We start from the raw sequence: 17,121 nt of genomic DNA, 5'->3' as shown, positions 1-17,121 counted from the left end.
AAGCTTGCGGCGCGCGCCGCGCGAGCCCTGCTCGCCGCGATGGCCGGCGCCGCCGCTCTCACGATGGCCGCCAGCGCGCAGGCTGAGCCGCAAGGCTTCCTTGAAACGATCAAGCATCACACGACGCTGATCAACACCGTGCCGGATAACGGCGACCAGAATCCGTACGCGCTCGTGGTCGCGCCGGTCAGCGCGGGCACCGTGAAGAAAGGCGACGTGCTGGTCGGCAACTTCAACAACTCGACGAACCTGCAGGGCACCGGCAGCACGATCATCAACTATCACCCGGACACCAGACAGATGACGGTGTTCGCGACCGTGCCGCGCGATCTGAAGGAATGCCCGGGCGGCATCGGCCTGTCGACCGCGATGACGATGCTGAAGTCGGGCTGGGTGATCGTCGGCAGCACGCCGAGCAACGACGGCACGACCGGCACCAAGGGCGCTGGCTGCCTGATCGTGATCGACCCGCAAGGCAAGATCGCGTCGACGATCTCGACGCCGAACATCAACGATCCGTGGGGCAACATGGCGGTCGTCGACAACGGCACGAGCGCAACGCTGTTCGTCAGCAACGCGGGCTTCGGCGTCGGCGACGCGCAAGGCAATCCGCCCGTGTTCAAGCAGGCCACCGTGCTGCGCCTCGACCTCGACGTGCCGGCAGGCAAGCCGCCCGTCGTGAAGCAGGAAACCGTGATCGGCAGCGGCTTCGGCGCGCAGGCCGACAAGGGCGTGTTCCTCGTCGGGCCGACCGGCCTCGCGCTGTCGGCCGATCAGAAACTGCTGTACGTGTCCGACGCGATCGGCAACCGCATCACCGAGATCGACGATCCGCTCACGCGCGACAGCAGCGCGGGCGTCGGCCGCCAGTTGACCGCCGACGGCCTGCTGCATCGTCCGCTCGCGATGGTCACCGCGCCCAATGGCCACCTGCTGGTGACCAACGCGTTGAACGGCCAGGTCGTCGAGATCGATCCGGCGACCGGCAAGCAGCTGTACGCACGCTGGATCGATACCGACAAGGCGCAATCGCCCCCCGGCAACGGCGACCTGTTCGGTATCGCGATGACGCCGGAAGGCGACGGCTTCTACTACGTCGAAGACGACGTGAACACACTGGTGCTCGCGAAGTAGGCGGCACCCACGCAAGGTTTCAAGAAGGTGAACTGACCATGACAAACGATCACCCCCCACGGCCGTCACGGCGCGGCTTCCTGAAGGCGGGGGGCGCGGCGGTCGCCGCCGGCGCGAGTCTCGGCGCGGGCCTCGCGACCTCGCCGCCCGCGCTCGCGAAGGCGCCCGCGCATAGCGCCCAGAACGCCGATCCGCAGTTCGCGGCCGAGCCGTTCTACGGTCCGCATCAAGGCGGCATCGTCACGCCGCAGCAGAGCCACACCTACGTCGCCGCGCTCGATCTGACCACCGACAAGCGCGACGACGTAATCGCCCTGTTGCGCACGTGGACCGAAGCAGCCGCGCGCCTGACGCAAGGCGGCACGGCCTTCGCGCTGCCCGCCGGCGACGACGGCGGCGACCGGGCCGCCCCCGATTCCGGCGACGTGCTGGGCCTCGGCCCGAACGGTCTGACCATCACGTTCGGCTTCGGCCCCGGCCTCTTCACGAAGGACGGCAAGGACCGCTACGGGCTCGCGTCGCGCCGCCCCGCCGCGCTCGTCGATTTGCCGCGCTTCAACGGCGATCAACTGATCAAGGAGAAGACCGGCGGCGACCTGTTCATCCAGGCGTGCGCGAACGACGCGCAGGTTGCGTTTCACGCGGTACGCCAACTGACGCGCCGTGCCTACGGCGTCGCCGCGATGCGCTGGGGCCAGGCCGGTTTTCTGTCCGGTCCGCGCGCTCAGACGCCGCGCAACCTGATGGGCTTCAAGGACGGCACCAACAATCCGGCGACCGCGAAGCCTGAGCTGATGAACCAGTTCGTGTGGGCTCGCGCCACCGACGACGCGCCGTGGATGGAAGGCGGCACCTACACGGTCGTGCGCCGCATCCGCATCACGCTCGAACACTGGGACAACACCGAGCTCGGTTTCCAGGAACAGGTGTTCGGCCGCCACAAGTACAGCGGCGCGCCGATCGGCAGCAAGCATGAATTCGACGCGGTGGATCTGAAGGCCGAGGACAAGGACGGCAACCCGGTGATCCCCGAGAACTCGCACGTGCGTCTGTCGAATCCGGCGAGCAACAACGGCGCGCAGATTCTGCGCCGCTCGTATTCGTACAACGAAGGCACGAACTTTTATATCGAGCGCTGGCCGCCGTGGCGCCAGGAAACCGAGTACGACGCGGGGCTGATTTTCATCGCGCACCAGAGCGACCCGCGCACCGGCTTCATCCCGATCAACGACCGGCTCGCGAAGTTCGACATGATGAACCAGTTCACGACTCACGTCGGCAGCGCGATTTTCGTCGTGCCGCCGGGCGCGAAGCCGGGTTCGTATGTCGGCGCGGGGCTGTTCGAGACGTGATGCAGCAAATGAAGCACGCCGGGCGTGCAGCGCCTGGCTCACTCAACACAATCAAAACGGACTTCTGCAACATGGCTCATTCCTGGTTTGCCACCCGTCTGCGCGCGCTCGGCAGCATGGCCGCGCTGTCGCTCACCGCGCTCGCGACGATGCCGTCGGCGGCTCACTCGGCGTCGATCACGCTGTACAACGCGCAGCACGAGCAGGTCGTGAATCTGCTCGCGAAGGACTTCGAAAAGCAGTCGGGCATCTCGGTGAAAGTGCGCAACGGCGAAGGCCCGGCGCTCGCCGCGCAGATCGTCGCGGAAGGCGCGGCCTCGCCCGCCGACGTGTACTTCACGGAGAACTCGCCGGAGCTGATGCTGCTCGAGGAAAAGGGGCTGCTCGCGAAGATCGACGAAGCGACGCTCCGCGCGGTGCCGGCACGTTTCAATTCGCCGAGCGGTGTATGGGTCGCCGTGACCGCGCGCGAGAGCGTGCTCGCATACAACACGACGAAGCTGCAGCCGTCGCAACTGCCGCAATCGGTGCTCGACCTTGCGAAGCCTGAATGGAAAGGCAAGGTCGGCATCGCGCCGAGCGACGCCGACTTCCTGCCTCTCGTGAGCGCGGTGCTGGCCCTGAAGGGTGAAGAGCAGACGCTCGCGTGGCTGAAGGGTCTCAAAGCCAACTCGCAGATTTTCGACGATGACGAAGGCGTGGTCGCCGCGGTCAATCGCGGCGGGGTCGCGGCCGGTCTGATCAACAACTACTACTGGGCGCGTCTGCATGCGGAAATCGGCGATGCGAAAACCCGCAGCGCGATCTATCACTTCGGCCACGGCGACGCCGGTGCGCTCGTCAACGTATCGGGCGCGGGCGTGCTGAAGTCAGCGCACAACGCGGACGGCGCGCAGAAGTTTCTCGCCTATCTGGTCAGCGAACGCGCACAGCAGCTAATGGCCAACAGCCACGTGATGTTCGAATATCCGCTGCACGCGGGTGTCGCGCCGGACCCGATCCTCAAGCCGTTTGCCGAACTGACTCCGCCCACGCTGACGATCCAGCAGCTCGGCGACGATAGCCAGGCCGGCAAGCTGCTACGTCAGGCAGGCCTGCTGTAAATGAGCGAAGCACTGTCAGCCGGTCCGCCGGCTGTCCCCCCAGCCCCGGCGCGCGGCCGGACGCGCGCGCCGCGCAGCCTTTTTGCGGCGGCAGCACTCAGCGCTTCGCTGGTGCTGCTGCCGATTGCGTTTACGTTCTGGCGCGCGGCGAGCTTCGGCATCGGCGACGCGCTCGATCTGATCTGGCGGCCGCTCGTCGGCGAGCTGCTCGTCAATACGGTGCTGATCACCGTCACGACTACCCTCGTTTGCGCGGTGATCGGCACGGCCGCCGCGTGGTTCGTCGAGCGCACGCATCTTCCCGGACGGCGCGCGTGGGCCGTGCTGTGCGCCGCGCCGCTCGCGATGCCGGCCTTCATTTCGAGCTATGCGTGGGTGTCGTTGAGCGAGGACTTGCAGGACTTCAACGGCGCGTTGCTGGTCTTGACCTGCGCGTATTTTCCGCTCGTCTATCTGCCGGTCGCCGCCGCGCTGCGCGGCATGGACCCGGCACTCGAAGAAAGCGCGCGCGCACTCGGCTGCAACCGCTGGACGAGTTTCGCGCGCGTCGTGCTGCCGCAACTGCGGCCGGCGCTGCTCGGCGGCATGCTGCTCGTCGCGCTCGGCGTGCTATCGGAATTCGGCGCGTTCACGCTGCTGCGCTTTCATACGTTTACCACGCAGATCTACGCGGAATATCGCACCAGCTTCGACGGCGGCGGTGCATCGCTGCTCGCGTGTCTGCTGATCGTGATCTGCCTCGTCGTGCTTGCGTTCGAGTTTCGCGTGCGCGGTGCAGCGCGCTATGAGCGCGTCGATCGCGGCACGCGCCGCGCGGTGTTGCGCTACGAGCTCGGCGGGTGGCGCTGGCTCGTCGTCGCGGGCTTTGCGCTGCTGACGCTTGCGACGCTCGGCGTACCGCTCGGCATGATCGGCTTCTGGCTCACGCAGCCGGGCGCGGCCGCCGTGACGCCCGCCGACGTATCGCCCGAACTGCTGTGGAACGCGACGTGTTCGTCGCTGGGTTTCGGCCTCGCGGCCGCCGCGCTGACCACGTTGCTCGTGGTGCCGCTCGCGTTTCTGCTGGTGCGTTATCCGACGCGTTTCGCGACGCTGTTCGAGCGCACCGTGTTTCTCGCGCAGGGCGTGCCGGGGCTCGTGATTGCGCTCGCGATCGTCTCGCTCGCCGTGCATGCGCTGCAGCCGCTCTATCAAAGCGCGACGCTGCTGATCGTCGCCTACGCGATCCTGTTCATGCCGGTCGCGCTCGTCAGCGTGCGCGCGGCATTCATGCAGGCGCAGCCGCGCCTCGAGGAAACCGCGCGCGCGCTCGGCCTTGACTGGACGCAGACGCTCGTGCGCGTCGTGCTGCCGCTCGCGGGCCCCGGGCTCGGCGCTGCCGCGGCGATGGTGTTCATCTCGGTCGTCACCGAACTGAACGCGACGCTGCTGCTGTCGCCGCTCGACACGCAAACGCTGGCGACCCAAGTGTGGGCCGACACGTCGACGATGGCGTTCGCCGCCGCCGCGCCGTATGCGGCGCTGCTGACCGGCATCTCGCTGTGCGCGTCGGGGCTGCTGTTCGCGCTGCTCGGCCGCTCGGCGCTGCTCGGCGAGCGCGGCTGACACGCGCCGGCTTTTTCATCGCTGCTTTTGTTCGACTACTTCGGATTTTCATGAGCGAACTTCGTATCCGCGGACTGCAGAAATCGTTCGACGGTCACCCGGTGCTGCACGGCCTCGATCTCTCGGTCGAGCGCGGCACGCTGCTCGCGCTGCTTGGGCCCTCGGGCAGCGGCAAGACCACACTGCTGCGCCTGTTGTGCGGCTTCGAGCGCGCGGACGGCGGCAGCGTCGAGATCGATGGCCGGCGCGTCGTCGGCGACAACCTGCACGTGCCGTCGGAGCAACGCCGCATCGGCTACGTGCCGCAGGAAGGCGCGCTGTTTCCGCATCTGTCGGTCGCGGACAACATCGTGTTCGGTCTGCCACGCACGCAGCGCCGCGCGCGCCATCGCGTCGCTGAGTTGCTGGAGCTGGTCGGCCTGCCCGCGTATTTTGGCGAGCGCGCGCCGCAGCAACTGTCGGGCGGTCAACAGCAACGTGTCGCGCTCGCCCGTGCGCTCGCACCCGCGCCGACGCTGATCATGCTCGACGAGCCGTTCTCCTCGCTCGACGCCGCGCTGCGCGTCGAAACGCGCCTGGCGGTCGCAAGTGCGCTGGCCGCGGCCGGCGCGACTGCCGTGCTGGTCACGCACGATCAGTCCGAGGCGTTGTCGCTCGGGCATGAGGTCGCGGTGCTGTGGAATGGGAGGCTGATCCAGACCGCGACGCCCGAAGTGCTATACCGCCGGCCGGTGACGCGCGAGCTTGCGTCGTTCATTGGCGAGGCGGTCTTGTTGCCGGGCATCGCGCAACAGGATCGCGCGAGTTGCGAGCTCGGTGAACTCGCACTGGTCGCGCCCGTCGGCCACGGTGCGGTCGACGTGATGGTGCGTCCCGAGCAGATCCGCCTGCTGCGCGCCGATGAAACCGCGCGCACAGGCGCCGAGCACGACGCGCTCGTCACTGACGTGATCTTCCAGGGGCAGGACGCAAGCGTCGCGCTGCAATTGCAGTCCGCGACGCGGGCGATGGTGCGCGCGCGCGTGCCCGGTTATCTGTGCCCGCGTCCGGGTGAGCGCGTGCGGCTCGCGGTCGAGGGTGAAGTGACCGCCTATTCGCGTGCCTGAACGGCTAAGGCTGGCACGCTCGGCTACCGCAGCGATAGATCCTGCACCATCTGCTGCGCCAGATAATCGCAGGTCGGCCGATCCGATTTCGCGCTGCGCGCGACCACGATTTCGAGCGGCGCGATTCTCGGCAGGCCTTGCGCGTCGCCGAGTATCGCGAGCCGCGGCGGCACGCTGCACCGCGTCAGCGCAATCACCGACAAACCGGCATCCACGGTCGCGACGAGCCCCATCAGGCTCGCGCTGCTGAACGCCGCGCGATAACGGATGCGCGCGCCATCCAGCGCAGCCAGCGTGTGCTGGCGCGCGACGCAGCCCGGCTCGTACAACCCCACCGGCAACGGCGAGGCCTTCAGCACCGGCGTATCGACCGACGCCCCCACCCACACCATCGGTTCGCTGCGCACGAACTCGCCGCGCATCCTGCGGTCGCGCGTGACGAATGCGAGGTCGATCTTGTTGTCCGCGAGCATCGGCGCGAGTGCCGTGCTTTGCGCGCAGACGATCTCGATCTCGACGCGCGGATACAGCGTCGCGAAACGCCGCAACACCGGCGATAGCAGCGACGACACATAGTCGTCCGGCGCGCCGAGCACCACCCGCCCGGTCACCTCGGGCCGCACGATCGCCGACCACGCCTCCTCCTGCAACGCAAGCGCGCGCCGCGCGTATTCGAGCAGCGTACTGCCGGGCCGCGTCAGCGACAGGTTGCGCGTGTTGCGTGCGAACAGCGTCGTGCCGAGCATCGTTTCGAGCCGCTTGATCTGCATGCTGACCGCCGCCTGCGAGCGATGCACGCTCGCCGCCGCCTTCGTGAAGCTGCCCGCCTCCACGACCGCGACGAAGCTGCGCAACAGATCGACGTCGAATTCAGGGTTCACGATTTATCAACCGGGCTTATGGAATTGCTCAATTTAATTCGTTTGTGAACAGGCCACAAGCGGCGCAATACTCGCAGGCATCATGTTACGGAGTCGTTGCGCATGTCCCTCACCTCACGTCAACAAGGCGCGATCACGCTGGCGAGCGGCGGCCTGCTGATGGGCACGATCGGCGTTTTCGTCGAGGAGGCGCGGCTCGATGCGCTGACGCTCGTGTTCTTCCGCTGCCTGTTCGGCTTTCTCTCGCTCGCCGCCTATTGCGCGTGGAAGGGCTTTTTCACGCGCGCGCAGTTCACGCGCCGCACGGTCGCGCTCGCGCTGATTTCCGGCGTGCTGATGGTCACGCAATGGGTCGGCTTTTTCGATGCGATTCATCGCACCAGCATCGCGGTCGCGACCGTCGTGTTTCACGTGCAGCCGTTCTGGGTCGTGCTGATCGGCGCGGCGCTCTTTAACGAGCGGCTCGGCGCGGACCGGCTCGGCTGGATCGCGACGGCGTTCGTCGGGCTCGTGCTCGCATCGGGCGTGATCGCGGCCGGAAACCTGCAAGGCCACAGCAGCTATCTGATCGGCTTGAGCGAAGCGCTGCTCGGCTCGCTGCTGTATGCGAGCGTCACGCTGATCGCGAAGAGCCTCGGCGAAATGCGCCCGCATCTGCTGACGCTCACGCAATGCGCGGTCGGCGTGATCTGCCTGCCGCTGATCGCGCCGCTCATCGCGCCTTTGACGCTCACGCATATCGGTCCGATGCAGTGGTTCTGGCTGATCGGCATGGGCGTGCTGCACACGGGATTGTCGTATGTGCTGATTTACGGCGCGCTGCCCAAGCTCAGCACGCCAGTGATCGCGGTGCTGTTGTTCGTTTATCCGCTGACCGCGATCGTCGTGGATGCGCTCGTGTATGGCCGTGCGCTATCGCTCTCGCAACTGGCGGGCATGGCGCTGATCGTCGCCGCGAGTCTCGGCGTCAATCTGGGCTGGCCGTTGCTGACGCTGCTGCATCCGGGTGGGCGGGCACGCAGTCACGCGAAGTAAAGCGCGCCGCCCGCCCGGTTCTTACTGCGGCAGCGTCTCGCCCTTCGTCTCCGGTGCGAACGGAATCACGAACAGGCCGAGCACGAACACGAGCGCGGTCAACGCGATCGGCACGCCGAGCGTCTGCATATGCAGCACCGCCGCGCCGAGCAGAAAGTTGACGCCGGCGCCGACGAAGCGTCCAAACGACGTGCAGAACGCAAACGCCGTCGCGCGTACACGGGTTTCGAACTGCTCGGGCAGCCACAGGCTGAACAACGCGAAGTTGCCGCCGAAAAAGCCCAGCACGAACAGCCACGCGATGAACGGCGCGAGCCCGTTCGGCAGATAGAACGCCCAACCGAAGCTCGCCGCGATCGACACCGCCATCCCCGCGAAGTACACCGCGAGCGTCATCTTGCGGCCGATGCGCTCGGCCAGTGGCGGCAGCGCGAGACAACCGAGGATCGTGCCGATCGACAGCAAGCCGGTCGCGAGCGACGCGGTGCGAATCGAATCGCCCTTGGACATGCCGGCGCGCGCCGCCAGTTGGATCACCGCGGACGGCTCGTAGACGGCGCCCGCCCACAGCCCGATGATCGCGATCGTCAGCAGAATGCACGCGACCCATGTGCGACGCCGGTAAGCCGGCCCCATGATCTCGCGCAACGGCTTCACGCGCACCGTCTTTGCGTCGGCTTTCTGCCACTTCTCCGGCTCCTTCACGCGCAGCAGAATCAGAATCGCAACGACGACCGGTACCGCGCCAGTCACGAACATCGCGCGCCAGCCGAAATGCACGCCGACCGTGTAATTGAGCGCAGCCGCGAGAAAGAAGCCCGCGTAGTAGCCGGTCTGCAGATAACCGGCGCCCATTTTGCGACGATCCTCCGGCCAGGCCTCGGCAACGTAGGTGCCCGCGAGCGCCCACTCCCCGCCGATCCCGACGCCCGCGATGAAGCGATAAATACCGAGCTGCCACACATTGGGTCGAGGTCGCGGCGAGCCCGGTGAAAATCGCGAACGTGAAGATGGTGGCGGCGAGCACCTTGGTGCGGCCGAAGCGATCGGCGAGCGGTCCCCAGATGAACGACAGTCCCCAACCGACCAGAAACAGCGCGAACAGGATCGATCCCCCGAGGCCGACATTCGACGGCGTCGCCGCGAAGCCCGAACGCGGCAACAGCTCGGTCAGCGCGGGCGTGAGCACCAGCGCGTAAATGAACGAGTCCATGCCGTCGAGCGTCCAGCCGGCCCACGCTCCCCAGAACCCTGCAATCTGCGAACGATTGAGCGGTGTGCGCTGACGCGCGACCGCTCGTCGGTCGGTCACTGTATTCATCATGCTCCTCCGGCCTACGATAGTTGAACGTAACGAAGAAAGGGACGGGCGCGCTTGGAGATGGCTCGACGACGTTGATTGATCGGCGATGTCCTCGTACAACTCATTCAGAGGACGGCGCGAGCACCTGCCTGGATGTGGTTCAAGACTTCCGGGTTTGCCCGCGCCGAAATGCGCGTCTTTTCATATATAATATTTGATACCATGACCGACGCAACTGAAGGTTTTCCCCTGGACGCCGCCATGTCCGGTTCGTTTCTTCCGGCCGCCGCGCCGCGCGAAAGCACCTCGCACATGATTGCTGAGGCGCTGCGCGCGGCGATCGTCGACGGCACGCTCGCGCCTGGCGCCCCGCTGCGCCAGGACGCGATTGCCCGGCATTTCTCGGTCAGTGCGATTCCCGTGCGTGAGGCGCTGCGCCAGCTCGAAAGCGAGGGCTGGGCACGAGCGGCGGTCCATAAAGGCGCGAGCGTCGCGCCGCTGTCCGCCAACGAAGCGCGCGAGATCTACGAGATCCGCTCGGCGCTCGAAAGTCTCGCGCTCGGCCTTGCGATTCCGCATCACACCGCCGCGACGCTGCGCGAAGCCGCGGACTTGTGCCGCGCCGCCGAGCGCGAAGAGGATCCGTCGCTATACGTCACGCGCAATGCCGCGTTCCATATGTGTCTCTACGCGCCCGCCGGCCGGCCGCAGCTCGAGGACATGATCGGCTTGCTGCACCGGCGCGGCGAACGCTATCTGCGCCTGAAGTTCGGCTTGCCGTCGTACAAGGGCGAGTCCGACAGTGAGCACGCCGCGCTGCTCGATGCCGTCGAGCGCCGCGATATCGCGACCGCGCAGTCGCTAGTGGTCGCGCATCTGCTCGGCACCGGCGAGCTTCTGCATCGTTTCCTGACCGAGCGCGCGCGCGAAGAAGCGCTTGCACATCAACCGAAGCCGCGCGGCCGACGCCCGCGCGTCACCACCGGGAGCTGATCGAACCGATGACCGAGCCGATGAACCACCCCGCCGAAGCCGCCGCATCGCGGTCCACTGCCCGCTCGTGGACGACCCGGCGCGACGAAAAGAACCGCCGCCTCGCGGCCATCGCGCCGTGGCTCGAAGACGGCGTGCTGCCCACGCACCGCATCGTCGATGCGCTCGAAACGCTGATCCAGCCCGGCGAGCGCGTCGCGCTCGAAGGCGACAACCAGAAGCAGGCCGACTTCCTGTCGCGCTCGCTCGCCACGGTCGATCCGCACAAGCTGCACGACCTGCATCTGCTGATTTCGAGCATCAGTCGTCCCGAGCACTTGACGCTGTTCGAGCGCGGCATCGCGCACAAGGTCGATTTCTCGTTCGCGGGGCCGCAGAGTCTGCGCGTCGCGCAACTGCTCGAAGACGGCCAGCTCGAAATCGGCGCGATCTATACGTATGTCGAGCTGTATGCGCGCATGTTCGTCGACCTGACGCCGCACGTTGCACTGCTGTGCGCGGACAAGGCCGACCGTCACGGCAATCTGTACACCGGCCCGAATACCGAGGACACGCCGACGATCGCCGAGGCCGCCGCGTTCCGTCACGGCATCGTGATCGTGCAGGTCAACGAGATCGTCGACGAATTGCCGCGCGTCGACATTCCGGGCTCGTGGGTCGACGTGGTCGTGCAGGCGGACCGGCCGTTCGCGGTCGAGCCGCTGTTCACGCGCGATCCGCGCCATATCGGCGACTTGCAGGTGCTGACCGCGATGATGGTGATACGCGGCATCTACGAGCCGTATGGCGTCACGTCGCTGAATCACGGCATCGGCTTCGATACCGCGGCGATCGAACTGCTGCTGCCCACCTACGGCGAATCGCTCGGTCTCAAGGGCAGGATCTGCCGCAACTGGACACTCAATCCGCACCCGACGATGATCCCCGCGATCGAATCGGGTTGGGTCGACAGCATCCATTGCTTCGGCAGCGAGGTCGGCATGGAGGCGTATATCGAGGCTCGCCCCGATGTGTTCTTCACCGGCAACGACGGCAGCCTGCGCTCGAACCGCGTGCTGTGTCAGTTGGCCGGGCAATACGGCGTCGATCTGTTCATCGGCTCGACGCTGCAGATCGATGCGGACGCGAATTCGTCGACGGTCACGCGCGGACGGCTCGCCGGTTTTGGCGGCGCGCCGAACATGGGCCACGATCCGCGCGGCCGGCGTCATTCGAGCGAGGCGTGGCTGAAGCTGTTGAAGGGCGACGGCGCGGTGTCGCGTGGCCAGAAGCTCGTCGTGCAACTCGCGGAAACGTACAAGAAAGGCGGCGAGCCGACCTTCGTCGATGAACTCGACGCGGTCGCGGTCGGCGCGAAAAACGGCATGCCGATCGCGCCGGTGATGATCTACGGCGACGACGTGAGCCATGTGGTCACCGAGGAAGGCATCGCGCATCTGCACAAGGCCGAAGGCATCGACGAGCGGCGCGCGGCGGTCGCGGCGGTGGCCGGTGTCACGCCGATCGGTCTGCGCGCGAAGCCCGAGAAAACCGCGGAATTGCGCCGGCGCGGCATCGTCGCGTATCCGGAAGATCTCGGCATCCGGCGCGGCGACGCGAAGCGTTCGCTGCTCGCGGCGCGCAGCATCGACGATCTGGTCACGTGGTCGGGCGGACTGTACGCGCCGCCCGCGCGCTTCCGGAGCTGGTGACGATGGCGTCCGCTGCTGTTCTTGAACGGTTGGACGCGCCGCTCGCTTCAGTCCTGCGCGATGCGTGCGGCACCTCGCCGGTCGCGCCGTTTTCCGACGCCCGACTCGCGCGCGACGCGATCACCGCGCTGATCGACGAGGCGGAGCTCACGCCGAAGCCCGCGCTCGTCGACCGGCGCGGCAGCGGCGCGCATCGCGACCTCGATCTCGCGATCATGCGGCGCTCCGCGCACGCGCTCGAACCGACCTTCGCGGCGCTGGCGCGCACGGCGCGCCGCCGCGGCGAACCCTCGGCGCTGCTGCGCGCCGAGCTCGCGCAGATCGGCCGCGCGGGCGAACAGGAGATGATGCAGGCGACGGGAGGGAGCAATGCGCATCGCGGCGCGATCTGGATCATCGGCTTGCTGGTTGCGGGCGTGGCGCTCGAAACGGCTTCGAGTTCCTCCATGCGTGCGCACAGACCTGGCGGTCCCAACCGTGTCGATACCTCGCGCATCTGCACGCTGGCCGCGCAGATCGCCTGCTTCCCGGACCGCTTCGCCGCTTCGTCCGATAGCCACGGCGAACGCGCGCGTCGACGCTATCAGGTCGGTGGTGCGCGGCGCGAAGCGCAGGACGGCTTTCCGCACGCGCTCGACGTCGGTCTGCCGGCATTGCACGCGGCCCGCGCACGCGGCCTCGACGAAAACGCCGCGCGCATCGATGCGCTGCTCGCGATCATGAGCACGCTCGACGATACCTGCCTGCTGCATCGCGCGGGACTCGCGGGCTTGCATGCGGGGCAGCGCGGCGCGCGGCGCGTGCTCGACGCGGGCGGCAGTTCGACAGCCGCGGGCCGCGTCGCGCTCGACGCGCTCGAACGCGAACTGCTGTCGCTGAACGCATCGCCGGGCGGCGCGGCCGATCTGCTCGCCGCCACCCTCTTTCTCGACATGCTGGCGCATCGCGACGCCAGCCGGAGCTGAGCCTCATGGAACATCTGACCTTCGACTATCCGGCGCAACGCGCCGTCACGACCCGCGCGCACGTCGGCGTGGTCGGCTCGGGCGATCTGGAAGTGCTGCTGTCGCCTGCCGCCGCCGATCCAGGCGGTTCGGCGCTCGCCGCGCACGTGGTGGTGCGCACCAGCGTCGACGGCTATAGCCACATCTGGAAGAGCGTGCTCGATCGCTTCTTCACGCGCTACGACGGCGCCGCGCACATCGAGATCAACGACTTCGGCGCGACGCCGGGCGTGGTCGCGTTGCGGCTCGCCGAAGCGGTCGAAGCGGCCGAGGAAGGAGACAGCGTATGAGCACGAGCGCCAGCGTACATAGCGCGCCGCTGCTGCGCGAAAGCTTCATCGAACTGCCCGCGCGCGAGCGCGCCCGCTCGCTGCTCGACGCGGGCAGCTTCCGCGAACTGCTCGGACCGTTCGATCGCATCGGGTCGCCGTGGCTGCCCTTGCAGGGCATCGTCTGCCAGGCCGACGACGGCTGCGTGATCGCGCGCGGCACGATCGACGGCGAACCGGCGGTAGTCGCCGCGATCGAATCGGCGTTCCAGGGCGGCAGCATCGGCGAAGTGTCGGGCAGCAAGATCGCCGCGGCGCTCGAGATGGCGCTACGCGACTGCGAGCGTGGCAAGCTCGTGCGCCCGGTCGTGCTGTTCGAGACCGGCGGCGTGCGGCTGCAGGAAGCGAACCTTGGGCTTGCGGTCATCGCCGAGATTCAGGCGGCGATCGTCGCGCTGCGCCGGCGCGTGCCGGTGGTCGGCGTGATCGCGGGCATGGTCGGCTGCTTTGGCGGCATGTCGCTCGCGGCCGCGCTGTGCTCGTATCTGATCGTGACGAAGCAGGGACGGCTCGGCATGAACGGACCTGAAGTGATCGAGCAGGAAGCCGGTATCGAAGAACTCGATGCGAGCGATCGCCGTCGCGTATGGCAACTGATCGGCGGCGAGCAGCGCGTGGCGAGCGCGCTCGCCGACACACTCGTCGACGACGATGCCGAGGCCGTGCGCGCCGCCGTACGCGCCGCGTTCGCGCAAGGCGTGCCGGCCACGCATCGCAGCGAGCAGGTCGACACGTTCTTGCAGAGGCTCGCGCGGATCGATCCGGCGAGCGTCACGCCCGAGACGCTGCGTGATGTGTACAACCCGCAAGGGCGCGATGCGTCGAACAAGGAGCAGGCATGAACGACACGACACTCACGCGCGGCGCGCGCTGGTTCAATGCACTTGCCGGCGAACCGTCGAGCGCGGCGCCCGTCTGGAGCGGCGATGCGCCGCTCGGCGGCGACACCGCGCGCTTCATCACGGTCGTGCCCGATCCCGCGAACCGTTTTCCGCGCGCGACCACCAACGTGGTCGGGCTCGAACAAGGCTGGCAACTCGCGCGCGCGGTGCGTGAAGCGATCGAAGCGGATGCGGGTGTGGACGCCGGCACGCGCCGCCCGATCGTCGCGATCGTCGACGTGAAGAGCCAGGCGTACGGCTATCGCGAGGAAATGCTCGGCATCCACCTCGCCTGCGCGGCCGCCGTCGACGCCTATGCGAGCGCGCGCGACGCCGGCCATCCGGTGATCGCGCTGATCGTCGGTCCGGCGATGTCGGGCGCGTTCCTCGCGCACGGCTATCAGGCGAACCGCATCGTCGCGCTCGACGCGCCCGGCACGATGGTCCACGCGATGGGCAAGGAAGCGGCCGCGCGCGTCACGCGCCGCACGGTCGAAGAACTCGACGAACTCGGCGACACGATCGTGCCGATGTCGTATTCGATGGCGTCGTTCGCGAAGTTGGGGCTGCTCGATCAGTTGATCGAAGGCATCGACGCGGACGCGCCCGACACGGCACAGATCGAGCGCGTGCGCACGGTGCTGGTCGAGCAGATTCGCAGCGCGCGCGAGGGGGATCGTACGCTCGCGCGTCGGCTGGAATCGGCGGCGGCGCGGCAGACTCGCGCGGCATCGATCGAGGTGCGGCGGCGTCTTGCCGAACAATGGGATGCCGTGTGATGCGCGTGTGTGCGGCTGCGCCCTTCTCCACCGTGCACGCCACGTCGTGCGACGCGCGGTGGCGGCCGCATGATCTGCTGCGCTTGCGGCGGCTGGACTCGCCCGATGACGAACCGGCGTGGGTTCGCGACGCGTTCGAACGCGCGCCGTATGCGGTCGTCCGACGCGCGCTCGCCGCTGATGGTTTCGTCGCGATCGGCGTACGCGGTGCGAAGCGAGCGCAACGCTACGGCACATGGGTGCATGCGGACGATATCGTCGGTGCCGTGCCGCCGGAATCGCTCGCGCAGACGCAAGCCGATGCTGGACGTGATGCATTGCCCTCGTTCGTTGCACTGCTTTCGTTGCAACGTGATTCGGGCGGTCCGCTTGGTGGATTCGCTTGGGGACCTATTGGCAGCACCGGCTTTGAACTGGCGACGCACGTGCCGACCGTCAACGAAACGAGCGACCTCGATCTGTTGATCCGCGCGCCGCAACTGCTGGCGCTGAATGTCGCGAGTGCTTTGCTGGAGCAACTGCAAACGCTCGCGGCGCATATCGGTATCCGCATCGATGCGCAACTCGAAACACCCGCGGGTGGCGTGGCGCTCGCGGAATGGGCCGCGGGCAAGGCGCGCGTGCTTGCCCGCGATGCGAGCGGCCCCCGCTTGATCGCCGATCCGTGGGCGGCGGTTGCTCACCATGGCATTGCCTGATGCTCGCGCTTCTGTTCCCCGGCCAGGGTGCGCAGAGCGAAGGCTTTCTGCATCGACTGCCGCAGCATCGCGCGGTACAGGACACGCTCGCTGAAGCCTCCGACACACTTGGCATCGACGTGCTGACGCTCGACTCAGCCGACGCTTTCGATTCGACGGTCGCGGTGCAACTGGGCTTGACCGTCGCGGGCGTCGCGATCATGCGCGCGCTCGCCGATGAAGGATTGGCGGCGCAGATCAGCGCGGGACTGTCGATCGGCGCGTATGCGGCGGCGGTCAGTTGTGGCGCGGTGGCGTTCCGCGACGCGCTGAAGATGGTGCAGCGACGCGCCGAGCTGATGGAAACCGCTTATCCGGCGGGCTATGGTCTCGCGGCCGTCTCCGGCTTGAGCGAGCAGCAGGCGGAAACGCTCGTTGCACAGCAGGCCGCGGAGCAACGGCAACGCGTGTATATCGGCAACGTCAATGCACCGCGCCAGATCGTGATGGCCGGCGCGGACGATGCGCTCGACGGGTTCATCGAACGCGCGCTCGCGGCCGGCGCGCGCAAGGCCACGCGGCTCGCGGTCAGCGTGCCCTCGCATTGCGAATTGCTCGCGCGTGCGAGCGACGAACTGCTGGCGTACTCGCGCACGTTGCATTTTGAAAGACCGCGCGGTGTTTATATCGGCAATCGCGGTGGACGCCCGTTATATACGGCCGATGCGATTCGCGAGGATCTTGCGACCAATATGCGTTACACCGTGCGCTGGTTCGATGCGCTGACCGTGATGCAGGAAATGGGCGCGCAGGTGCTGGTCGAGGCGCCGCCGGGGCAGGTGTTGACAGATATCGTGAGGGAGAATTTTTCTGAGGTCAGTGCGCTGGCTGCGAGTACATTGCCGTTTGACAGGTTGGTGGGGACGGTACGCAGGCGGTTGGAGCGTGGCTGACGGGGTGTGCTTTGCGGTGTGCGAACTCTGCTCAGAAGAATCATTCCGGCAGCCTCAGACAGACAAAGGTCGCGTCTGGTCCATGCTGCTTCGGCGCGCCCGGAGAAAAGAGCTGCCTGCGCCTGACGCAGTCCGGATCTGCGCAAACGGCTGACGCCGAACCCGGGGAGGACGCGCATCGCGCAGATCGCCTTGACTGGTGTTCCTTCGAGGCGAGAACCGGGTCCCGTTTACATATTTTTTATACCCCAGCACGTAGTCTTACCACGGCGTTTACGCCCTCTTTCATAGGCTT

15 protein-coding genes and 1 pseudogene are annotated in these 17,121 nt (G+C 67.2%); 14 read left to right on the top strand and 2 right to left on the bottom strand.

The features are described 5' to 3' along the window. Nucleotides 1-39: 39 nt before the first annotated feature. The 5 genes from OKW38_RS36565 to OKW38_RS36545 all read left to right on the top strand — a co-directional run bounded on the left by OKW38_RS36565 (nt 40) and on the right by OKW38_RS36545 (nt 6,300). Nucleotides 40-1,134, top strand: coding sequence for a hypothetical protein (locus OKW38_RS36565; protein WP_221307775.1), 1,095 nt, complete (start codon nt 40-42; stop codon nt 1,132-1,134). Nucleotides 1,135-1,172: 38 nt separating this feature from the next. After that, a complete protein-coding gene (gene efeB, locus OKW38_RS36560) occupies nt 1,173-2,486 on the top strand; it encodes an iron uptake transporter deferrochelatase/peroxidase subunit (protein WP_429365311.1) in 1,314 nt (437 codons plus the stop codon). A 71-nt stretch (nt 2,487-2,557) separates the two neighbouring features. Beyond that, on the top strand, nt 2,558-3,589 hold the full coding sequence (locus OKW38_RS36555; RefSeq protein WP_429365310.1) for an iron ABC transporter substrate-binding protein: 1,032 nt from the start codon (nt 2,558-2,560) through the stop codon (nt 3,587-3,589). Beyond that, on the top strand, nt 3,590-5,194 hold the full coding sequence (locus tag OKW38_RS36550; RefSeq protein WP_090806137.1) for an ABC transporter permease: 1,605 nt from the start codon (nt 3,590-3,592) through the stop codon (nt 5,192-5,194). It begins immediately after the preceding gene. Between the two features lie 50 nt (nt 5,195-5,244). Next, the gene (locus tag OKW38_RS36545) at nt 5,245-6,300 is read left to right on the top strand and encodes an ABC transporter ATP-binding protein (RefSeq protein ID WP_090806139.1); all 1,056 of its coding nucleotides are present in this window, start codon (nt 5,245-5,247) and stop codon (nt 6,298-6,300) included. Nucleotides 6,301-6,323: 23 nt separating this feature from the next. On the opposite strand, the gene OKW38_RS36540 is transcribed toward OKW38_RS36545, so the two are convergent. Continuing rightward, nucleotides 6,324-7,181, bottom strand: a complete 858-nt coding sequence (locus tag OKW38_RS36540) for a LysR family transcriptional regulator (protein ID WP_090806141.1) — start codon at nt 7,179-7,181, stop codon at nt 6,324-6,326. Nucleotides 7,182-7,283: 102 nt separating this feature from the next. Here OKW38_RS36540 and OKW38_RS36535 point away from each other — a divergent pair, with 102 nt between their 5' ends. Beyond that, complete coding sequence (locus OKW38_RS36535; protein WP_187610185.1) at nt 7,284-8,216, top strand: DMT family transporter; 933 nt, start codon at nt 7,284-7,286, stop codon at nt 8,214-8,216. 21 nt (nt 8,217-8,237) lie between these two features. Here the strand turns inward: OKW38_RS36535 and OKW38_RS36530 are convergent. After that, a pseudogene (locus OKW38_RS36530) lies at nt 8,238-9,537 on the bottom strand (MFS transporter). Nucleotides 9,538-9,741: 204 nt separating this feature from the next. Between OKW38_RS36530 and OKW38_RS36525 the strand changes: the two are divergent. The 8 genes from OKW38_RS36525 to mdcH are packed head-to-tail and all read left to right on the top strand — an operon-like array spanning nt 9,742 to nt 16,826. Next, nucleotides 9,742-10,512, top strand: a complete 771-nt coding sequence (locus OKW38_RS36525; RefSeq protein ID WP_184038613.1) for a GntR family transcriptional regulator — start codon at nt 9,742-9,744, stop codon at nt 10,510-10,512. A 20-nt stretch (nt 10,513-10,532) separates the two neighbouring features. Then, nucleotides 10,533-12,203, top strand: a complete 1,671-nt coding sequence (gene mdcA / locus OKW38_RS36520; RefSeq protein ID WP_429365309.1) for a malonate decarboxylase subunit alpha — start codon at nt 10,533-10,535, stop codon at nt 12,201-12,203. A 2-nt stretch (nt 12,204-12,205) separates the two neighbouring features. Then, the gene (locus OKW38_RS36515; RefSeq protein WP_090810081.1) at nt 12,206-13,168 is read left to right on the top strand and encodes a triphosphoribosyl-dephospho-CoA synthase; all 963 of its coding nucleotides are present in this window, start codon (nt 12,206-12,208) and stop codon (nt 13,166-13,168) included. A 5-nt stretch (nt 13,169-13,173) separates the two neighbouring features. Further along, entirely contained in the window at nt 13,174-13,497 is a 324-nt protein-coding gene (locus OKW38_RS36510) for a malonate decarboxylase subunit delta (RefSeq protein WP_184038621.1), read from the top strand. After that, on the top strand, nt 13,494-14,378 hold the full coding sequence (locus OKW38_RS36505; protein ID WP_184068359.1) for a biotin-independent malonate decarboxylase subunit beta: 885 nt from the start codon (nt 13,494-13,496) through the stop codon (nt 14,376-14,378). The genes OKW38_RS36510 and OKW38_RS36505 overlap by 4 nt, the downstream gene beginning before the upstream one ends. Further along, entirely contained in the window at nt 14,375-15,196 is an 822-nt protein-coding gene (gene mdcE, locus OKW38_RS36500) for a biotin-independent malonate decarboxylase subunit gamma (protein ID WP_429365308.1), read from the top strand. Before OKW38_RS36505 ends, mdcE begins: the two co-directional genes overlap by 4 nt. Beyond that, complete coding sequence (locus OKW38_RS36495; protein ID WP_429365575.1) at nt 15,196-15,894, top strand: malonate decarboxylase holo-ACP synthase; 699 nt, start codon at nt 15,196-15,198, stop codon at nt 15,892-15,894. Before mdcE ends, OKW38_RS36495 begins: the two co-directional genes overlap by 1 nt. Continuing rightward, complete coding sequence (gene mdcH / locus OKW38_RS36490) at nt 15,894-16,826, top strand: malonate decarboxylase subunit epsilon (protein WP_429365307.1); 933 nt, start codon at nt 15,894-15,896, stop codon at nt 16,824-16,826. The genes OKW38_RS36495 and mdcH overlap by 1 nt, the downstream gene beginning before the upstream one ends. The last annotated feature ends 295 nt before the right edge of the window (nt 16,827-17,121 follow it).

It is taken from the genome of Paraburkholderia sp. MM5496-R1 (genome assembly GCF_050436205.1).
GTDB lineage: Bacteria > Pseudomonadota > Gammaproteobacteria > Burkholderiales > Burkholderiaceae > Paraburkholderia > Paraburkholderia tuberum.
This window is presented reverse-complemented; position numbering and strand designations above follow the sequence as displayed.